Annotated in this window: 17 protein-coding genes; 6 read left to right on the forward strand and 11 right to left on the reverse strand. The window is 68.6% G+C overall.

Annotated elements, in window-relative coordinates; translation table 11 throughout:
- Positions 1 to 17: 17 nt before the first annotated feature.
- On the forward strand, positions 18 to 989 hold the full coding sequence (locus ROP_RS17010) for a DUF1648 domain-containing protein (RefSeq protein WP_012690640.1): 972 nt from the start codon (positions 18 to 20) through the stop codon (positions 987 to 989).
- 24 nt (positions 990 to 1,013) lie between these two features.
- On the opposite strand, the gene ROP_RS17015 is transcribed toward ROP_RS17010, so the two are convergent.
- Entirely contained in the window at positions 1,014 to 1,700 is a 687-nt protein-coding gene (locus ROP_RS17015; RefSeq protein ID WP_012690641.1) for a FadR/GntR family transcriptional regulator, read from the reverse strand.
- 68 nt (positions 1,701 to 1,768) lie between these two features.
- Between ROP_RS17015 and ROP_RS17020 the strand changes: the two genes are divergently transcribed.
- Both ROP_RS17020 and ROP_RS17025 read left to right on the forward strand, forming a co-directional pair.
- Positions 1,769 to 3,064, forward strand: a complete 1,296-nt coding sequence (locus ROP_RS17020; protein ID WP_012690642.1) for an MFS transporter — start codon at positions 1,769 to 1,771, stop codon at positions 3,062 to 3,064.
- A 15-nt stretch (positions 3,065 to 3,079) separates the two neighbouring features.
- Positions 3,080 to 3,856: a Mut7-C RNAse domain-containing protein gene (locus ROP_RS17025; protein WP_012690643.1), complete on the forward strand. Its 777-nt coding sequence runs from the start codon at positions 3,080 to 3,082 to the stop codon at positions 3,854 to 3,856.
- Here the strand turns inward: ROP_RS17025 and ROP_RS17030 are convergent.
- From ROP_RS17030 to ROP_RS17040, 3 genes are all read right to left on the reverse strand, one after another.
- Complete coding sequence (locus ROP_RS17030; RefSeq protein WP_231868935.1) at positions 3,844 to 4,020, reverse strand: hypothetical protein; 177 nt, start codon at positions 4,018 to 4,020, stop codon at positions 3,844 to 3,846. The genes ROP_RS17025 and ROP_RS17030 overlap by 13 nt on opposite strands.
- 84 nt (positions 4,021 to 4,104) lie before the next feature.
- Positions 4,105 to 4,710: a YqgE/AlgH family protein gene (locus ROP_RS17035; protein ID WP_012690645.1), complete on the reverse strand. Its 606-nt coding sequence runs from the start codon at positions 4,708 to 4,710 to the stop codon at positions 4,105 to 4,107.
- A 67-nt stretch (positions 4,711 to 4,777) separates the two neighbouring features.
- A complete protein-coding gene (locus tag ROP_RS17040; RefSeq protein ID WP_012690646.1) occupies positions 4,778 to 5,473 on the reverse strand; it encodes a TetR/AcrR family transcriptional regulator in 696 nt (231 codons plus the stop codon).
- A 146-nt stretch (positions 5,474 to 5,619) separates the two neighbouring features.
- On the opposite strand from ROP_RS17040, the gene ROP_RS17045 reads away from it, so the two are divergent.
- Positions 5,620 to 6,561 (forward strand): NAD-dependent epimerase/dehydratase family protein, encoded by a 942-nt coding sequence (locus ROP_RS17045; protein WP_012690647.1) that lies wholly within the window; start codon positions 5,620 to 5,622, stop codon positions 6,559 to 6,561.
- Positions 6,562 to 6,571: 10 nt separating this feature from the next.
- On the forward strand, positions 6,572 to 7,870 hold the full coding sequence (locus tag ROP_RS17050) for an MFS transporter (protein ID WP_012690648.1): 1,299 nt from the start codon (positions 6,572 to 6,574) through the stop codon (positions 7,868 to 7,870).
- An 8-nt stretch (positions 7,871 to 7,878) separates the two neighbouring features.
- On the opposite strand, the gene ROP_RS17055 is transcribed toward ROP_RS17050, so the two are convergent.
- The gene (locus ROP_RS17055) at positions 7,879 to 8,289 is read right to left on the reverse strand and encodes a PaaI family thioesterase (RefSeq protein ID WP_043826647.1); all 411 of its coding nucleotides are present in this window, start codon (positions 8,287 to 8,289) and stop codon (positions 7,879 to 7,881) included.
- Positions 8,290 to 8,852: 563 nt separating this feature from the next.
- Here ROP_RS17055 and ROP_RS17065 point away from each other — a divergent pair.
- Positions 8,853 to 10,367 carry a DUF4185 domain-containing protein gene (locus ROP_RS17065; protein WP_012690650.1) on the forward strand — a complete coding sequence of 505 codons (1,515 nt, stop codon included), beginning with the start codon at positions 8,853 to 8,855 and terminating at the stop codon, positions 10,365 to 10,367.
- Between the two features lie 21 nt (positions 10,368 to 10,388).
- On the opposite strand, the gene ROP_RS17070 is transcribed toward ROP_RS17065, so the two are convergent.
- The 6 genes from ROP_RS17070 to ROP_RS17095 all read right to left on the reverse strand — a co-directional run bounded on the left by ROP_RS17070 (position 10,389) and on the right by ROP_RS17095 (position 19,358).
- Positions 10,389 to 11,468 (reverse strand): sulfate/molybdate ABC transporter ATP-binding protein, encoded by a 1,080-nt coding sequence (locus ROP_RS17070; protein ID WP_012690651.1) that lies wholly within the window; start codon positions 11,466 to 11,468, stop codon positions 10,389 to 10,391.
- Complete coding sequence (locus ROP_RS17075; RefSeq protein ID WP_012690652.1) at positions 11,465 to 12,271, reverse strand: ABC transporter permease; 807 nt, start codon at positions 12,269 to 12,271, stop codon at positions 11,465 to 11,467. The genes ROP_RS17070 and ROP_RS17075 overlap by 4 nt, the downstream gene beginning before the upstream one ends.
- Positions 12,268 to 13,077, reverse strand: a complete 810-nt coding sequence (gene modA, locus ROP_RS17080; RefSeq protein ID WP_043824881.1) for a molybdate ABC transporter substrate-binding protein — start codon at positions 13,075 to 13,077, stop codon at positions 12,268 to 12,270. The genes ROP_RS17075 and modA overlap by 4 nt, the downstream gene beginning before the upstream one ends.
- Positions 13,074 to 13,478: a TOBE domain-containing protein gene (locus ROP_RS17085; protein WP_012690654.1), complete on the reverse strand. Its 405-nt coding sequence runs from the start codon at positions 13,476 to 13,478 to the stop codon at positions 13,074 to 13,076. The genes modA and ROP_RS17085 overlap by 4 nt, the downstream gene beginning before the upstream one ends.
- 86 nt (positions 13,479 to 13,564) lie before the next feature.
- Positions 13,565 to 17,701: a bifunctional nitrate reductase/sulfite reductase flavoprotein subunit alpha gene (locus tag ROP_RS17090; RefSeq protein WP_043824882.1), complete on the reverse strand. Its 4,137-nt coding sequence runs from the start codon at positions 17,699 to 17,701 to the stop codon at positions 13,565 to 13,567.
- A gap of 205 nt (positions 17,702 to 17,906) precedes the next feature.
- On the reverse strand, positions 17,907 to 19,358 hold the full coding sequence (locus tag ROP_RS17095; protein WP_012690656.1) for a CCA tRNA nucleotidyltransferase: 1,452 nt from the start codon (positions 19,356 to 19,358) through the stop codon (positions 17,907 to 17,909).
- Between the last annotated feature and the right edge of the window lie 88 nt (positions 19,359 to 19,446).

Consider the following 19,446-nt stretch of genomic DNA (forward strand, 5'->3'; position numbering starts at 1 on the left):
AGGCGACGGCCCGTCCGGTGAAATCCTCGCGCGTCGTCGACCCCGCAGGCGCAGTCTTCGGCCTGCTGCTCCCGGTGATCGCCGCGCTGTCCGGGGTGATCCTCACCAAGGTCTGGGAACCGCGACTCCCCGCGCAGATCGCAACGCACTGGACCACCACCTCGCCGGACGGCTTCTCCACCCCGATGTCCAGCGCCTGGACTTTCGCCCTGGTGACCGTCCTGTTCGGCGGCGGCTGCTCCGCGGTCGCCTCCCTCGCCCAGGCGATGCTGATGATGCGGCGCACGATGCTCGTCGTCGGGCTGTCCGTGGTCGGCCTCATCTTCACGGTGCAGGTGGTACTGCTCTCCGTCCAACTCGACGTCACCGACCCCGCGACCACCGACCTTCCACTGTGGTCGCTCGGCCTCGGCGTCGTGGCCGGCGGCGTCGTCGGTCTGATCGGCGCCGCCCTGCTCCGCGACTATCGGGACCGGGTCGCCGCGACCGACCCCCCCGACCCACGGTTGCCGCGCGCCGGCGACCCGGCGACCGTCGCGGACACGGTCGGGTTCGGCACCCTCGGGTCGCTGATATTGCTCCTGATTCTCGGGGTCGCTCCCGCGCTCGCGGTCTGCCTGCTCGTCGACGGGTGGTGGCCGCTCGCGGTGTTCGTTCCGGTGGGGATGCTGATCGTCAGCCTGCTCCGGTTCCGGGTGATCGTCGACCGGACCGGCATCCGGGTGGTCAACATGGGCATGACCGCGCTGCAGTACGGGATCGAGGAGATCGAGGGCGCCCGCGTCGACGTCGTCAAACCGTTCGACGACTTCGGCGGCTGGGGACTGAAGGTGAAAGGCAGGCGCAACTACGGCGTCGTGACGAGGACCGGGCCCGCCGTGATCGTCACGACCGCGTGCGGCGACCGCCTGACCGTCACCAGCCCACGGGCCGAGGATATGGCCGCTGCACTCAACAGTTTCGCCGACAGGCGGCTCCGCCGCCCGTGAGTGGTTGAGGAGTGCAGAGACTCCTTAACCACGCACGGGGCCGGAGGCCTGGTGCACCGCCTCGAGCACGCGGTCGAGGTAGCGCAGGGCTGCCCGGACGGCGGCGTCCTCGTCGCGGGCGGCGATCGCGTCGACGACGGCATGATGGTCGTCGGTGGTCAGCGACGGCGAGTGGACGCCCTCGGTGAAGTCGTACGTGGCGCGGGTGGGTTCGAGGATTCCCGCGAACAGGTCGGACAGCACCGGGTTGTGCGCGGCCTCCACGACCCCGAGGTGGAACGCGAGGTCGGCGTCCGCGAATCGGGACGCCTCGTCGGCCGTGCGCTGTCGTTCCTCGAGTAGCGCGGACAGCGACCGAAGATCGTCGTCGGTGCGGCGCCCGCACGCCAGCCGGACGGCCTCCGTCTCGAGGGCCCGCCGGACCTCGAAGACGTTCAGCATCTCCGCGACCGCCACCTGCCGTCCGAGCAGACCGCCGAGGTCGGTGCGTGCCCGCACGAACGTCCCCGACCCCCGCCGGATCTCGAGGATTCCGGTGGACGTCAGCGTCTTGATGGCCTCGCGCACAGTGTTGCGCCCCACCCCGAGCAGCGCCATCAGCTCGGGTTCCGTGGGGATGCGCTCGCCCACCTTCCAGTCGCCGTCGGCAATTCTCCCGCGCATCCAGTCCAGGGACTGCTGATACGCGGACTCGCGCCGAACCACCGTCATGTACCCATCCTCACACCTCGCCGGCTCGCCCGGCCCGACCGGTCCGCCTAAACTACATAGGACGTCCCATGTATTTCGAAGCCACGTATTCGGACAGCCCGAGGAGGCGACCCCACACGTCCACGTCAACCGCTCACGCCGACACCCTCCCGACCGCCGCCGCCCGCACCACCGGCCGCCACTTCCACGGCCTGAACTATCTCCTCGTCGTCCTGCTCCTCGGCTCCAACATGCCCACGGCGCTGTACTCGCTCTACCGGCACGAATTCGGCTTCACCCCGCTGGTCCAGACGCTGATCTTCGCCGTCTACGTCGCCGGACTGCTTCCCTCGCTGCTGTTCTTCGGCCCGCTGTCGGACGCGCTCGGACGCCGCTTCGTGTTGCTGGCCGCGATCTTCTTCAGCGTGCTGGGCGCCGTGCTCCTCGCGTTCGCCGATTCGACCATCTGGCTGTTCCTCGGCCGGATCTCCCAGGGCATCGCCGTCGGCGCCTGCTCGGCCGCCGGTTCCGCCGCCCTGATCGAGCACGAACCCACCCGGAACCTTCGCCGCGCCGGTCTCGCCGCGACCCTCACCACCGCACTCGGCGCGGCGCTCGGCCCGCTCTTCGGCGGCGCCGTCGCGCAGTACCTTCCGCACGCCCTGGTCCTGCCGTACGTGCTGTTCGCGCTGGCGCTCCTGCCCGCGCTGATCCTGGTGCTGCTGCTCCCCGCACCCACCGGCGGACAGTCACGCCCCACCCAGTTGTTCCAGGTGCCGCACGTCCCCGCACCCCTCCGCCGGGTGTTCTGGCTGTCCTCCCTCGGAGTCGCACTGGCGTGGGGCGCCGTCGGCCTGTTCCAGTCGGTGGTCCCGACGTGGATCATCGACCTGCTCGACGTGAGCAACCTGGTGGTCGCCGGCGGTGCCGCCGCTCTGGTCATGGTCTGCTCGGTGTCCGCGCAACTCGTCGCCAACCGACTCGGACCCGTGCTCTGCCGAACGCTGGGCATCGGCGCCGTCGGCGTCGGCATGGTCGGTCTACTCGTCGTCGACTTCGCACCGTCCCTCGCCCTTGTGTGCGCCGTGACCGTCGTCGTCGGTGTGGGACACGGACTCTCGTTCGCCGGTGCGATGCGCGCGGTGGGCGCCGCCGCTGCGGAGCACGCCCCCGACGCCCAGGGCGGGACGCTCGCCGCGTTCTTCACCGTCGGCTACGTCGGACTCGCGGTGCCGTCCATCTGCGCGGGCATCGCCATCACCGTCCAGGGCATGCACGTGGCCGTCCTCGAACTCGCGATCATCGGCGCCGTCCTGTGCGGCGTTGTCGCCGTGCTGGGCGTCCGCACGAAGGGCAAGACCGCGGCGGCCGGTACGGTGGCCTGAGGACGTGAAACGCCGATGCCCGAACCACTTCGCCACTGCGAGTTCCGCTTCTACGAGGAGCTGAACGACTTTCTGCCGCCGGTGCAGCGCAAGCGCACCTTCGAGCACCGATTCGACGGCACACCCTCGGTGAAGGACCGCATCGAGGCGCTGGGCGTCCCGCACACCGAGGTGGATCTGATCCTCGTCGACGAGGTGTCGGTCGATTTCGGACACCTCCTGCGCGGCGGCGAACGCATCGCGGTGTACCCCGTGTTCGAGCGGCTGGATCTGACCGGGGTGACGAAACTGCGCCCCCGGCCGTTGCGGAACCCGACATTCGTGCTCGACGTGCACCTCGGCCGCCTCGCCCGCTACCTCCGTCTCCTCGGCTTCGACACCCGCTACCGCAACGACTTCGCGGACACGGAATTGGTGGACATCTCCCTGGCGGAGCATCGCATCCTTCTGACCCGCGACACGGGACTGCTCAAGAGGTCTGCGGTCACCCACGGGGCGTTCCTGCACGAAACGGACCCACGCCGGCAGCTGCGAGAAGTCTTGGACCGCTTCGATCTTCGGTCGCGGATCACGCCGTTCACGCGGTGCGCGCGATGCAACGGGCTACTCGCGCCGATTCCCCGCGACGACGCACTCGCCGAGGCGCCGCCGGGGGTGGCGCGCAACGAACACCAGTTCAGCCGGTGCCGGGACTGCGCTCAGCTGTACTGGCCGGGCAGCCATCTCCCGAAACTGAGTCGACGGCTGTCGGAGGTCGGGGTGTCTCTCGAGGTGGATTCTCAGGAGGCGTGACGCCACTGCTCGGCGAACTCCGCCGAGCACACGCAGTCACCGAATTCGTCGCAGTCGATGATCAGTGCGTGCCGGACCTCGGACAACTCGACGCACGACTCGTCGGTGCATTCGGCTCCGTAGAGCGTGTGCACGATCAATGTTCCGTGGCAGATATCGATCACGTGTGCTGTCCTCCTCACTACTCGTTCCCCACCTCTGTTGATACCACCCGTCCCCGACAGCCCAGGGACCTGTGCGGGGTGTGTCTAATTGCGCTCGACGTCGATGGGGTGGGTGGCGAGCAGGGCGAGTGGCAGCGGCTGCCGGCGCAGCACCTGCGCCCAGACGTCGACCCGGGCGGGGGCGAGCACGTCCGACGCGAGCGCCGAGATCACGATCCAGTCGTCGCGCTGGAGTTCCGAGTCGAGCTGACCGTACGTCCAGCCCGAGTAGCCGGCGAAGATCCGGACACCCTCCACCAGCGGGGCGACGACCTCGGGGTCGGAGTCGAGATCGACCATCACCACGCGGCCGTGGACCCGGCGCAGACCCCGGACGCCGTCGGCCTGTGCGCCGGTGCGCAGGGTCGCCAGGCACAGTGCGGCGTCACGTTTGACGGGACCGCCGACGTACAGCGCGGACGGTCGCGCGGTGAGCGGCGCCCACTGTGGCAGCACGTCGTGCACGGCGGTTTCGCTGGGACGGTTGATGACCACGCCGAGGCTTCCGGCCTCGTTGTGCTCGATCACATAGATCACGGTGCGACGGAAAGCGGGTTCGACGAGATCTGTGGACGAGACCAACAGGCTGCCGGGCCGGACCACCGGTTCCGTCGACGCCGTTCGATCTTCGGGTTCTTCTGCGTGCGCCACCTGAACATCATCCCACCACGGCGAACGCGATGTGACGGAGGACGCGACCTGCGTCCGGTTCGCCGGTTTACGCCGCGGGCAGCCCCGCCGTCTCGGCGAGAACCGCGAGGTGGTGCTCGAACAGCGCGCCCGGTGTGGTGAACGTGTCGGCGCCGTACTGCCCGAACACCTCGAAGTTCACTGCCCCGAACAGCGCCGACCACACCAGCACACCGCGGGCGAGCAGGTGGTCGGGTGTGGTGAGGCCCAGTTCGGCACGGACGCGGTCGAGGTCGGCGGCGAGCCGGTCGTCGATGGGCGCCGCCGCGTCGGCCTCGAGCTTGCCCGCCCGGAACGCGTTGTCGAAGATCCCGACGAGGGCGTAGATCACCCGCGTTCCCGGGGTCGTGGTCTGCTCCCCGGGCGCCTGGTAGCCGGGGACCGGACTCCCGAACAGCAGTCCGTAGCGGGCGGGTTCCCGCAGCGCCCACTCCCGCACCGCGCGTCCGAGCGCCAGGAACTGCTCTCGCGGCTCGACCGCCGACGCCACCGCGGCCTCCGCGGCGTCGCCGAGTTCGTTGTATCCGTCGACGACGAGCAGCGTCAGCAGTTCGTCGCGGCTGTTGACGTACCGGTAGACCGCGGACGACACCACGCCGAGGTCCCGCGCGACGGCTCTCAGCGACAGGGCCGCACCCCCGACCGCGGCCAGCTGTTCGCGACCGATCCTCGTGATGTCCTGCAACGTCTGCTCGCGGGCGCGCTCTCGTGGTGTTCCTGGCATGAGGTCCAGCGTCGCAATTTCAGAGAGCAGTGTCAACAAACGAGAGCACTGCTCTTGACACGACGGGCGGGAGAGAGCATTCTCGACATGACACAGAGAGCAGTGCTCTCAAATCACCGAAATCGACTCACTCAGCGGGAGCAGAAATGTCGAACCTCGAGATCGTCACCGGAGCGGGACCCGTCGGCTGGACCGTCGCCCGGCAGCTCGCCGAACAGGGCCGACGGGTGCGGGTCCTCACTCGCTCGGGCAGCGGTCCGGACCATCCGCTGATCGAGCGGCGCAAGGTCGACGTCTCCGACGCCACCGCGCTGCGTGAGGCGTTCGACGGAGCGACCGACGTCTACCACTGCATCCACGCCGCCTACACCGCCGACGCCTGGGAGCGTGAACTCCCGGCCGCCGAGCAGACCGTCCTCGAGGCCGCCGGGCACATCGGCGCGGTCGTCGTGTTCCCCGAGAGCCTCTACTCCTACGACGCGTCTCGGCAGCCGATGACCGAGCACACGCCGCGGTCGGCCGACTCCGGTAAGCGCGGCGTCCGGACCCGATTACTGAAGGCCCGCGAAGAGTCCCCGACACCCACCGTCAGCGTCGTCGCGTCCGACTTCTTCGGACCGCAGGTGCTGAACGCGCACGCCGGCGAGCGCATGGTGCCCGTCGTCCTCGCGGGCAAGACGATGCGGGTCCTCGGTTCCGCCGACCTGCCCCACTCGTTCACCTACATCCACGACTTCGCGGCCGCGATGATCGCCGCCGCCCACGACCCGGCGCTGTGGAACTCGGTGCTGCACGCACCGACCGCGCCTGCCGTCACCCAGCGGCAGATGGTCGAGGCCTACGCGAAGGCCGCGGGGGTTTCCGTTCCGAAGGTGGGCACCCTGCCCGGCTGGGCGATCCGCGGCGCCGGTTTCGTCCACCAGGGGAGCCGCGAACTCGCGGAGATGCTGTACCAGTTCGAGGAGCCGTTCGTGATGGACTCGTCCGAGAGCGAGGCCCGGCTCGGACTGTCCCCGACGCCACTCGACCGGGCCGCGGAGGAGACCGTCCGGTGGTGGCAGGACAGGTCGGTCGCGGCCGCCGGATAGGGTCCTGTGAATGGCGAAACAGCTCGGGGACCGGCGCGAGGCGTGGCACAGAACGGCGTACACCCTCCGGCGGTCACCCGGGCTGGCCCGGCTGGCCACCGTGCGATTCGCCAGTCAGTTCGGCGACGGCATGTTCCAGGCCGCGCTCGGCGGCGCGATTCTGTTCAACCCCGAGCGGGAGACGGATCCCGTCGCGATCGCCGCCGGCTTCGCGGTGCTGCTGCTGCCGTACTCGGTGATCGGTCCGTACGCGGGCGCGCTCCTGGACCGCTGGGACCGCCGCAGTGTGCTGCTGTGGGCGAATGTGCTGCGCGGACTGCTGATTCTGGTGACTGCTGCGCTGCTGGAGACCGGGACCGGTGAGTCGGCGCTCCTCGTGCTCGCCCTCGCCGCCATCGGCGTGAGCCGGTTCGTCCTCGCGGGAGTCTCGGCAGCGCTGCCGCGGGTGGTGCACAGGTCCTGGCTCGTGGCCACCAATTCGGTGCTCGCGACCACCGGCTCCGTCGTCGCCGCACTCGGGGCCGCGACGTCCGTCGCCATCATTTCGTTCGTGGGCGCCGGCGATCGCGGCTCCGGAATCGCCGTGGCGGCCGCGGCCTGCGGTTCCGCGGTGGCCGCGTTCGCGGCGTCGCGCTTCCACCATCGACTACTCGGCCCGCACGCCGACGAGAAACCCGAATACGGAGCGGTTCGCGCCGTCGCCGCCGGACTGCGGAACGGCGCGCTCGCCGTGTGGCATTCGCCGGGCGTCACCACCGCGATGATCGGAATCGGTACGCACCGGATCGTTTTCGGCCTCAACACGCTGATCATGGTTCTGGTGTTGCGCGACACCGCGACCGTCAGCGCCCTGCCGGGCGGCCTGGCCGGCTTCGGTGTCGCCGTCGGCGCCACCGCCACCGGCATGCTGCTGGCAGCGATCTCGACCCCGTTCCTCATACCCCGGATCGGGCGGTCCCGCACCATCGTCGGCGGTCTGATCCTCGCCCTCGTCGTGCAGTGCACGCTCGTCGCGACCCTCACGCAGGCGTCGCTGCTGTGCGGCGCGTTGCTGCTCGGATTCGCCGGGCAGTCCGTCAAACTCAGCGGCGACGCGGCGATGCAGATCGAGATCGAGGACGACCGCAGGGGACAGGTGTTCGCGCTTCAGGACACCGTGTTCAACGTGGCGTTCATCGGGTCGATCGCCGCGGCGTCGCTCGTGATAGCCCCCGACGGCCGATCACTCGCACTGGTGCTGGCCGGCGGGGCGTTCTACGGCCTCGGACTGGTCGGCGTCCTGTTCAACACCCGGCGCGAACCTGCCTGAGGACCCGGCTATTCCGATCCCGGCATCGGCACGTTCTGCAGCCGGACCTGACCGCGGGCCACCTCCTTGCCGGTGTCGGCTGCCGTGATCACCACCGACCACAATTGCTGCACGCGGCCCTGCTGGATCGGCAGCGCGACCACGTCGACCCGTCCCTCGGTGCGGGCCCGCAGGAAGTCGGTGCCGTTGTGCACACCCACCGCGAACTGACCGCGGTCGGCGACAGCCGTGCTCGCGCCGATGCTCGCCGCCGATTCGACCGCCGTCGTGTAGACGCCGCCGTGCACGACTCCCCACGGGGTGTGGTGGTCGGCAGACAGGTCGATGTGGCCGACCACCTTCGTCCCCGACACCTCGTCGAGCTCCAGTCCGGCTGCGACGACGAAGGCGCTCGCCGCCTCGCGGGTCAGATCGGTCATCGTGTGTTCTCCTCGTCGAACCCTCAGGTAAGTTTGATTTCCCAACCCACCTTGCCCGGTTTCTGCGGCGACGTCAATGGTCCCGGCCGTGCCGATCACCGGATCGGGGCGCCACGCGCGCACCGCCGCGATCACCGGTACCTCGGGTATCGCCGCCTCGGCATTCCACGTCCCGCCGCAGTCCGAGTCCCACATCGCGTCGTCGAGAAGTCCGTCGCCGTCGAAGTCCAGGCGCACTGCGTCCACGCCGCCCGACGATCCGAGGTCGAGATCGGCCGGCGACGTCCACGTCACCGGAGCGTCGACACCGGTTCCGAACGAATACTCGAGAGGATCCATATGGAGGTTGGACGCAGCGCGACCGAATCCGGTTCCACCGGATGACAGCCGATTCCGCTGTGACGGTGAGACCGCACTGTAACCGGACTGCGACCGGACGAGCCGGGCTCGTGCGCCGGGAACGCGGCCCACCGGTGTTATCTTCGACCCCGCGCGTGCGGGTCGGTCCACCATCATTCCGACCACCGATGTGGAGGGGCGTCGTGGTCGAAAAGTCGTGGTCTGTGGCCGGAGTACACCTGTGCGTTGCCGCCGTCGTGGCCGCGACGATCGGCTTCACCGCATCCCCGGCGGCAGCCGAGACCCTGCCGTGGCTACCGGTGAACGCCTGCGGCGAGACCGGATTCAACCCGGCGAAGGAGCCACCGAGCCCGGGCGGACCGCCGCTGCCCGCGATCCCCCCGACCGTGAGCATCCCGATCCCGTACCCCGACTTCGTGCCCGTCCCCGTTCCCGGACCGCGCGTCGACCAGACCCGCGTCGCCCAGGACCTTCCCGCCGACCCGTGCGCGGACCCGTGCCCCGACCTCACCGACGACGTCGACGAACCGGAATCCGAGCCGGGGTCCACGGGTTCCGCGGGGTCTTCGGGTTCGTCCGGCTCGGCAGCGCTGACCGTCCCGAAGATCTCGATCGACCCGCGCCCCGAGACCATTCCCATCCCCGTTCCCGGCGGTCCCGGACCCGAACCGCAGCCTGCGCCCCCGGTCGAGATCAACCCGGCCGAACGCGGTTCCCTCACCGCGGCGATGGCGACGCCGGCCGTCGGCGACGTCCGACTGGTGTCGCAGCTGACGGGACAGGGGTCCGAGAACCGAACCGACAAACGCTGGCAGGTGGACGGCACCGACCTCGGCATCACGTGGGAGACCAGGCCCGGCGAGGTGGCGATAGCGTTCGGAGACACGTTCGGCAAGGACTGGGCTCCGCCCGGTGCGTTCGGCGAGGACTGGCGGAGCAACGTTCTCGGCCACAGCACCGACACCGACCTGTCCGACGGCATGACCATCGACAGCATGGTCCAGGACAGCCGCTGCCACGCCGCCGAGATCATCGACAGCAGGCACGTCAACAACTTCGAGACGACCACCATCCCCACGTCCGGGTTCGCGATCGGTGACCGTCAGTACCTCAGCTACATGTCGGTGAAGCGCTGGAGCATGATCCCCGGCATGTGGTACACGAACTACGGTGGCATCGCCTACTCCGACGACGACGGGCAGACCTGGACCAAGGATCAGCATGCGAAGTGGGACAACATCTTCGGTGCCCGGTTCCAGGTGTCCGCAATGGTGCCGCACGGCGATTACGTGTACATGTTCGGCACCCCAAACGGGCGGATCGGCACCATCGGCCTGGCCCGGGTTCCGGTCGACCAGGTGCTCAACACCACGTCGTACCAGTACTGGTCGGACGGAACGTGGACGCCCGTGTCCCGGCACCTGGCGACCCCCATCGTCGGTGGGGTCGCCAGCGAGTTGTCCGTCCGCTACGACGCGGCCGCGGACAGGTGGCAGATGAGCTACCTCGAACCTGTCGGCGGTTCGATCATCCTGCGGCAGTCGTCGAGCCCACAGGGTGCGTGGTCGGACGGGGCGACGCTCGTCGACACGGCCGACTACCCGAAGGCGTACGGCGGCTTCATCCACCCGTGGTCGACAGACGAGGACCTGTATTTCACGATCTCGGAGTGGGACAGCTACAACGTCTACCTGATGCACGCGTCCCTGCACCCATGAGTACTTGTCAACCGCCGGACGTTAACAAGTACGCACGGCGTGGAGGGCTACCTCGGTGGCCTTGACGACGAAGTACACGTCCAGGCCCGGCACCAGATCGAGTTCCGCGACGGACGCCGCCGTCACGTCGGCGCTCAGTTCGAGCCGGCCGCCGGCCTCGGCGGCGCGCACCCGGACCGTCGGCCCGCGCACCTCGATCTCGGAGATGGACACCCGGAAGACGTTGCGCGGACTGCCTTCCGGAGACCTCCGGTGCACGGCCACCGAGTGCGGTGCGAACACCGCGACAGCCGGTGCGCCCGAAACGAAATCGGCGTCGAGCAGACCGTGCATCCGGACACCCGTCTCGGTCTCGAACCCGTCCTGCGCCCCGAACACGGGAACGAGGTTCAGTCCGGCGATCCGGGCGGCGAACGCACTGCGCGGACGGGTCAACACGTCGCGCACCGAACCGGATTCGACGACCTGACCGCCCTCGACGACGATCACCCGGTCGGCCAGGGCCAGCGCGTCGAGGACGTCGTGCGTGACCACCACCGCGGTCCGGTCTCCGTCCCGCAGCACCTGCCGGAGCAGCACCCGCAGGGCGGGGGCCGCAGCCACGTCGAGGGCCGACATGGGCTCGTCGAGCAGCAGCGCCTGCGGTTCCGCGGCGAGCGCCCGGGCCACCGCGACCCGCTGCGCCTGCCCCCCGGACAACTCGTGCGGGCGGCGATCGGCGAATTGGGTCGCATCGACGGCGTCCAGCCACTTCTCGGCGATCGCCCGGGACTCACGGCGGCCGCGGCCCGAACTGCGCGGCGCGAACGCCACATTCGCGGCCACCGTCAGATGCGGAAACAGCAGTGCCTGCTGCGCGAGCAGTGCGATACCGCGCCGGTGCGGCGGCAGCGCGATACCGCGCGCGGTATCGGTGAGCACCCGGCCGTTCAGTTCGACCCGTCCGGCGTCCGGCCGGACCAGTCCCGCGACCACCGACAACGCCGTCGACTTGCCGGCGCCGTTGGGTCCGAGGACGGCCAGCACCTCCCCCTCGGCGAGGTCGAATCCCACCTCGACGCCGCGGGCCGCGACCCTCGCCTCGACACTCAGGCCGGTCACAGTGCCGCCCTCGACGCCCAGCCCCGCGAACCCACCACGATGACCACCGCCACCACGACCAGCACCAGCGACAACGCCACGGCCGCATCCGCGTCCGTCTCGCGTTGCAGGTAGATCTCGAGCGGCAGGGTCCGCGTGACGCCCTGCAGACTGCCCGCGAACGTCAACGTCGCCCCGAACTCGCCGAGCGCCCGCGCGAACGCCAGCACCGCACCGGACACGAGCCCCGGCAGCACAAGCGGCAGTGTCACCCGCCGGAAGACGGTGGTGGGACTCGCGCCGAGCGTCGCGGCGGCGTGCTCGTACCGCCTACCTGCGGTCCGCAGCGACCCCTCGAGGCTCACCACCAGGAACGGCAACGCGACGAACGTCTGCGCGAGCACTACGGCCGTGGTGGTGAACGCGATGTGGATACCCGCGACCTCGAGGTGCTGCCCGATCAGGCCCTTCCGGCCGAATGTGTAGAGCAGGGCGATACCCCCGACCACCGGCGGGAGGACCAACGGCAGCAGCACCAGCGACCGCAGCACGTGCAACCCGCGAAAACCGCTGCGGGACAGCACGGCTGCCATCGGAACGCCCAGCAGGATGCACAGCCCGGTACTCGCGGCGGCGGTGCGCAGACTCAGTTCCAGTGCCGCCAGCGAGGATTCCGACGTGATCAGTTGGACGAAGCGGGACCAGTCGACGCTCGCCAGCATCGCGAACAGTGGCAGGACGACGAACAGGCCGCCCAGCGCTGCCGGCACGAAGATCCAGCCCGGGAGGCCGGACGGGACTTTGACGCGCGCCGCTCGGATCACGGCTGGGCGAATCCGGCCTTCGCCAGCACCGCCTGGCCCTCGGGTCCGGTGACGAGGTCGATGAAGCCCTGCGCCGCCTCCGGATTCTTCGAGGCGGACAACGCGGCGATCGGGTACGTGTTCACGGCCTGCGCGGCCTCCGGGAAGGCCACGGCCGTCACCTTGTCGCCCGCTCCGGCGGCGTCGGTAACGTACACGAGTCCGGCGTCCGCCTGACCGGCCGTCACCTTGTTCAGCACGTCGGTGACCGACGACTCCTCGCTGACGGGGGTGAGGTCGACACCCGAAGCAGCCTCGACCTTCTGTGTCGCGGAACCGCACGGGACCTGCGGGGCACACGTGACCACCAGCGTGCCCTCCCGGTTCAGATCCGCGAAAGACGTGATGCCCTTGGGATTTCCCGGCGCCGTCACGATGGTCAGCGTGTTGGTGGCGAAGTTCGCGGGACTGCCCTCGACGAGTCCGGCATCGACGACCTTCGTCATGTTGTTCGTGTCGGCGGACGCGAACACGTCGGCGGTCGCGCCCTGGTCGAGTTGTGCGGCGAGGTCGGAGGACCCCGCGAAACTGAATTCCACGTGGGATCCGGGGTTCGCGGTCTCGAACATCTCGCCGAGTTCCGTGAACGTGCCCTTCAGCGACGCCGCGGCGAACACCGTGATGTCGCCGCCCTCCGCGGATGCCGACGTGGACTCCGCGGAGCCGGACGCGGAGTCGTCGTCGTTCGAACCGCAGCCGGTGACCAGAGCGAGACCGAGTGCGGCCGCGGCCACCCCGGTCGTGCCCCTGCGCCAGGACATCTTCATGAAATTCCTCCAGGAGTTTCTACGATCACCGTGGTCGACTTGACGACGGCTACCGCGACCTTGCCGGGCTCGAGCCCGAGATCGCGGACGGCTTCACTGCTCATCAGGGAAACGACACGGAAAGGACCGCACTGCATCTCGACCTGGGCCATCACCTTGTCCATCACGACCGCGGTGACGATGCCGGTGAACCGATTACGTGCCGAGGACTCCGACCCGAGCAGATCCGGGGATTTGGCCGCGTTGGCGCGCGCGAACTCGGCGAGCGCGACACCGTCGATCACCTTGCGGCCCGACTCGTCCTTCTCCGCGGCGAGGCTGCCGTTGTCGATCCAGCGCCGGACGGTGTCGTCGCTGACACCGAGCAATTCCGCGGCCTGGCGTATCCGGATGCCCGTCATCCGTCGGTGGTCCGCGCATGCGTCATGCCCGACATACTATGTCGGCAAATACGGACCAATCAAGTGCAAGTCTCCGCAAATGCGGATCAGTACACGTCCCGCACGTAACGCTTGTCGCTGGACAGCTGCTTCATGTACAGCTCGGTGTCCTCTTCGTCGAGGCGCCCGTGGGTGCGGACGACTTCGCGGACCGTCTCGTCGACGTCCTTCGCCATCCGGCTGGCGTCCCCGCACACGTACAGCGAGGCACCCTCCTGCATCCAGCCCCACAGCTTGGCGCCGTGTTCGCGGATGCGGTCCTGCACGTAGATCTTCTGCCGCTGGTCCCGGGAGAACGCCGCATCGAGGTGGGTGAGAAATCCGTCGCGGTGCATAGCTTCCATCTCCTCGCGGTAGTAGAAGTCGGTTGCCTCGTGCTGCTCACCGAAGAACATCCAGTTCTTGCCGGTGTGACCCAATTCGCGCCGCTCGTGCAGGAATCCACGGAACGGGGCGATCCCGGTGCCGGGACCGACCATGATCATCGGCGCATCGGCGGCCTGCGGGGGACGGAAGTGCGCCGACTTCTGCACGAAGATCGGCACGTCGGCGTCGTCGCAGTGATCGGCGAGGAACGTCGAGCACACCCCGGAACGGTTCTTGCCCTCGTGGTTGTAGCGCACTGCGGAGACGGTCAACTGCACCTCACCCGGATCCACCTTGGGACTCGACGAGATCGAGTACAACCGCGGCTGGAGACGCTTGAGGACGCCCAGCCACTCCTCCGCGTCGGCGTCGACTTCGTACTGCGCCAGCACGTCCATCGACTGCCGACCCCACAACCACTGTTGGAGCGCGATCTTGTTGTGCGGTCGCAGCAGTCGAGCCAACTCGGTGTCCTGCGTGCGGCTCTGCACGAACCGCAGCAGTTCGGGGGTCACCTTGGTGATCTCGAGTTTCGTGCGCAGCGCCTCCCGCAGCGTCATCTCCGGCAGGTCCGGCAGTGTGACAGGAGTGTCCGGGATCGACCGGGTGACCTTCAGCCACTCGTCGACGACGGCGTCGCTGTTGGTAGGCCAGACACCGAGCGCGTCGCCCGCCTCGTAGGAGAATTCCGGATCGCTCACCTCGAAGCCGAACTGCCGCACGTCCTTCGACGAGCCGGCCGCGCTGAGCGGAATGTTCCTCGTCAACCGGGTCACCAGGGGAGACTTCCGGGTGAACGTCGCCGCCTTCTTCGCTGCGGGCGCCGCCGGTGCCGGTGCGGCCGGTGCCGCGCCGCCGGCCGCACGCTCACGGACCAGGTTCTGCACCTGGGTCAGCCACTGACGTGCCTGGTCCTCGTAGTCGGGTTCGCAGTCGACGCGCTCGGTGAGACGCTTCGCCTCGAGTTGCTCCAATCGGGCGTCGATCCGCTTGCCGTGCCCGCAGAAGTCGTCGTAGTTCGAGTCGCCGAAAGCCAGTACGGCGTAGCGGGTCTGCGACAGCTTCGGCGCCTCGTCGCTGCTGAGCGCCGACCAGAAACTGCTGCCGTTGTCGGGGGCGTCACCGTCCCCGAACGTGCTGGTGATGATCAGGAGATCGCGGACGTCGGCGAGGCCCGCGACGTCGTAGTCGTCCATGCTGATCAGGTGCGTGCCGTGGCCGGCCTCCTCGAGTTGGCGGGCGCATTCGGCGGCGAACTCCTCCGCGTTGCCGGTCTGCGACGCCCACACCACCACCACCGGATGCTGGACCGATTCAGCGTTCGCCGGACTTCCGGACGCCAGCGCGGAGCCGTCCGGGACATCGGAACGGGAGAACAGGCCGGCCATCAGACCGTCCAGCCACACCCTTTTCGACCCGGAGATCGGCGCGCTCCGCGGAAGCACCGGAACGCCCTGGATCTCGGTGGACTGCAGTCCCGACAGCAGTCCCGCGAGGTACATGCGTTCGTGTTCGTCGAAGGTCGGTGAGGCCGAATCGTCCAGTCCGAGAATGCGGCTCATCTCGGACGCGGGCGAACCCTGCGCGAGGGTGAGCGACCCACCCGATTCCGGGACCTCCGGAGCGGACACCGGGGCCACCCGGGTCAGGGAGACCGCACACACCTTGAACTCCGGCTGGAAGGACGTGGGGTCGACGGCGTCGTTGGTGACGGCATTGATGCTGAGATATTCGCCGAACGAGTCGTTCCAGTGGAACGGGGCGAAACACCCACCGGGCAGCACGCGGTCGCTGACGACGGCCGGAAGAACCGCGCGACCGCGGCGGGACGCCACCTCCACCTTGTCACCGTCGGAGATCGAGAACTTCTGCGCATCAGCCGGATTGATCTCGACGAACGGGCCGGAGTTCAGCTTGTTGAGCTTGGCCACCTTGCCCGTCTTCGTCATCGTGTGCCACTGATGCTGCAGGCGTCCGGTGTTGAGCACGAACGGGTAGTCGTCGTCGGGCATCTCGGCGGGCAGCATGTGCGGGCGCGGGAAGAAGGCGGCCTTGCCGCTCGCGGTGGCGAACGCGAGGCGGGGGAGTGAACCGTCGGGAGCGGACAGCAGATTCTGGCTGACGCCGTCGTTGACGTAGCGGATCGGATTGCGGTCGGTGCGGTCCCCGGGCGGGCTCGGCCACTGCACCGGCGTCTCCCGCAGGCGGTCGTAGCTGACGCCGCGAAGGTCGTAGCCGGTCTTGGGATTCCAGGTGCGCTTGATCTCCTCGAACACGTCCTCCGAGGATTCGTACGTGAACGCGTCCGCATACCCCATCTCGCAGGCGACGCGGGCGATGATCTGCCAATCGGGCAGCGCCTGGCCGACCGGGTCGACGGCCTGCTGCAGGAGAGTGAGGTTGCGCTCGGAGTTGATCATCACCGAATCCGACTCCGCCCACAGCGCGCCGGGCAGCAGGATGTCGGCGTAACCGTTGGTCTCGGTGTCGAGGAAGACGTCCTGGGTGATCACGAGATCGGCGGCCTCGAGGCCCTCGATCACGGTCCGCCGGTTGGCCACGGTGGCAACGGGATTGGTGCAGATGATCCAGCAGGCCTTGATGTCGCCCGCCACCATCCGCTCGAACATGTCGACGGTGCCGGTGCCGACCTCGGTGCGGATGCTGCCCTCGGGCAGCTCCCACAGGTCCTCGATGAACGCCCGGTCGTCGGCGGCGAGCACCGACCGCTGCCCCGGCAGGCCGGGACCCATGTACCCCATCTCGCGGCCGCCCATGGCGTTCGGCTGACCGGTGAGGGAGAACGGGCCGTTGCCCGGGCGGCAGATCGCGCCGGTGGCCAGGTGCAGGTTGCAGATGGCGTTGGTGTTCCACGTGCCGTGGGTGCTCTGGTTGAGGCCCATCGTCCAGCAGCTCATCCAGTTCTCGGCCTCGCCGATCCACTGGGCGGCCTGCCGGATGTCGGATTCGGGGATACCGGTGATCTCCGCGACCTTCTCGGGGGTGTACTCCTCGAGGAACTCCGGCATCACCTCCCAGCCCTCGGTGAACTCGGCGATGAATGCGGGATCGGTGTGCCCGTTCTTCACGAGCAGGTGCAGCAGGCCGTTGAGCAGTGCGAGGTCGGTGCCCGGGGCGATCTGCATGAACAGGCCGGCCTTGTCGGCGGTCGCGTTGCGGCGGGGGTCGACGACGATCAGCTTGGCGCCGGCCTTGACGCGGTCCATCATCCGCAGGAACAGGATGGGGTGACAGTCCGCCATGTTGGCGCCGATCACGAAGAACACGTCGGCCTTGTCGAAGTCCTGATACGAGCCGGGCGGGCCGTCCGCACCCAGGGACTGCTTGTAGCCGGTGCCGGCGCTGGCCATGCACAGCCGCGAGTTCGACTCGATCTGGTTGGTCCCGACGAAACCCTTCGCCAATTTGGTGATCAGGTACTGCGCCTCGATGGACATCTGACCGGAGACGTAGAAGGACAGGGCGTCGGGGCCGTGCTCGTCGAGTTGTTCCTTCAGCCGACGGGCGGTCTCACTGATGGCGGCGCCGACGTCCACCGCGGTGGGCGTCTCCCCACGCTCGTCCCGGACGTACCCGGTTTCCATGCGGCCACCGGCCACGAGCATCTCGGCGCTCGTCGCACCCTTGGTGCAGAGCCGCCCGAAGTTGGTGGGATGGTCCTTGTCGCCGGACGCCTTGAGCACCCGGCGGGCATTCGTCTCGGGATCGATCCCGACCTCCAGCACCATGCCGCAGCCGACACCGCAGTACGAGCAGGCGGTCTTCACTGTGGAAGTCCCGGCTTTCTGCTGCTGCATCGACTCGCTCCTCACCTGCGAGGTCGCCGCCTGTCCACCCGGCTCACGACCTGTATCAATGGTGCCGAGCGGCGTGTTTCGTCGGGATTAACCCCGGTGAGCGTTCGATGACGTCTCTCGCACCCGGGGTGCGGCGCAGTGGTGAGTCCGTTCGGACGAGTCGAGAAATCGATGTGACCGCAGTCACACAATACTGGCGGGCGAGTCAGGCCTGCTGCGCGGCCCACCACGACAGCAGTTCGGCCTCGGCCTCGTCCCGGCTGAGAGGACCGCGGTCGAGCCGGAGTTCCTTGAGGTACTTCCAGGCCTTCCCGACGTCCGGTCCGGCGGGAATGCCGAGCAGTTCCATGATCGCGTTGCCGTCGAGGTCAGGACGCACCCGGGCGAGGTCTTCCTGCTCGGCGATCCGGGCGATCCGCTCCTCGATGTCGTCATAAGTCGCCTGCAGCGCGGCCGCCCGCCGCTTGTTGCGGGTGGTGCAATCGGCGCGGACCAGCTTGTGGAGCCGCGGCAGCAGCGGACCGGCGTCCGTCACGTACCGGCGCACCGCGGAATCGGTCCACTGCCCCTTGCCGTAGCCGTGGAACCGCAGGTGGAGAAACACGAGCTGCGAGACGTCGTCGACCATCTGCTTCGAGTACTTCAGGGCCCGCATCCGCTTGCGGACCATCTTGGCGCCGACCACCTCGTGGTGGTGGAAGCTCACACCGCCACCCGGCTCGTTGCGCTTGGTGTCCGGTTTGCCGATGTCGTGCAGCAGCGCCGCCCACCGCAGCACCAGGTCGGGATCGCCGTCCTCGAGGTCGACGGCCTGCTTCAGCACGGTCAGCGAGTGCCAGTACACGTCCTTGTGCTGGTGGTGCTCGTCGATCTCGAGCTTCATCTGCGGCACCTCGGGCAGCACGAAATCGGCCAGACCGGTCTCGCACATCACGTTCATGCCGTCGATGGGGAACTCGCCGAGAATCAGCTTGTCCAGTTCCGCCCGCACGCGCTCGGCCGTGATCCGCTCGATCTGCGGGGCCATGTCGGCGATGGCCGCGTGCACGCGCTCGTGCAGCGTGAAACCCAGCTGGGACACGAAGCGGGCGGCCCGCAGCATGCGCAGCGGGTCGTCGTTGAACGAGTTCTCCGGGGCCGACGGCGTGTCCAGCATCCCGGCCAGCAACGCATCCATGCCGTTCAGGGGGTCGACGAAGTCCTGCGAGCCGTCCGCACCGATCCGGACGGCCATCGCATTGACCGTGAAATCGCGCCGCACCAGGTCGTCCTCGAGTTTCGTCCCGAACTGGACGACGGGATTGCGCGACACCCGGTCGTAGGCGTCCGCCCGGTACGTCGTGATCTCGATCTGCTGACCCGCCTTGGCGGCGCTGATCGTCCCGAACTCGATGCCCGTGTCCCACTGGTTGTCGACCCAGCCGGACAGCAGTTTCTGCACCTGCTCCGGGCGGGCGTCGGTGGTGAAGTCGAGGTCGGTGCCGAGGCGACCCAGGATCGCGTCCCGGACACTGCCCCCCACCAGGTACAACTCGTGACCGGCGGAAGCGAACTTCTCACCGAGCGGCGTCAGGACTTCGGACAGCTCGCGCAGCGTCATCGCGGCGCCGGCAAGCAGTCGCGTACGGCGCTCGTCGTCGAGAGAAGGGGCAGTCACGTCCAGGAAGCTTACCGAGGTGCGCAAATAGCGGGATACGCATACACGCTGTCACCTCGCAGTTCGGTTCGCCACAGGTGTGTCACGA

The sequence above is a fragment of the Rhodococcus opacus B4 genome (genome assembly GCF_000010805.1).
In the GTDB taxonomy this organism is placed as follows: domain Bacteria; phylum Actinomycetota; class Actinomycetes; order Mycobacteriales; family Mycobacteriaceae; genus Rhodococcus_F; species Rhodococcus_F opacus_C.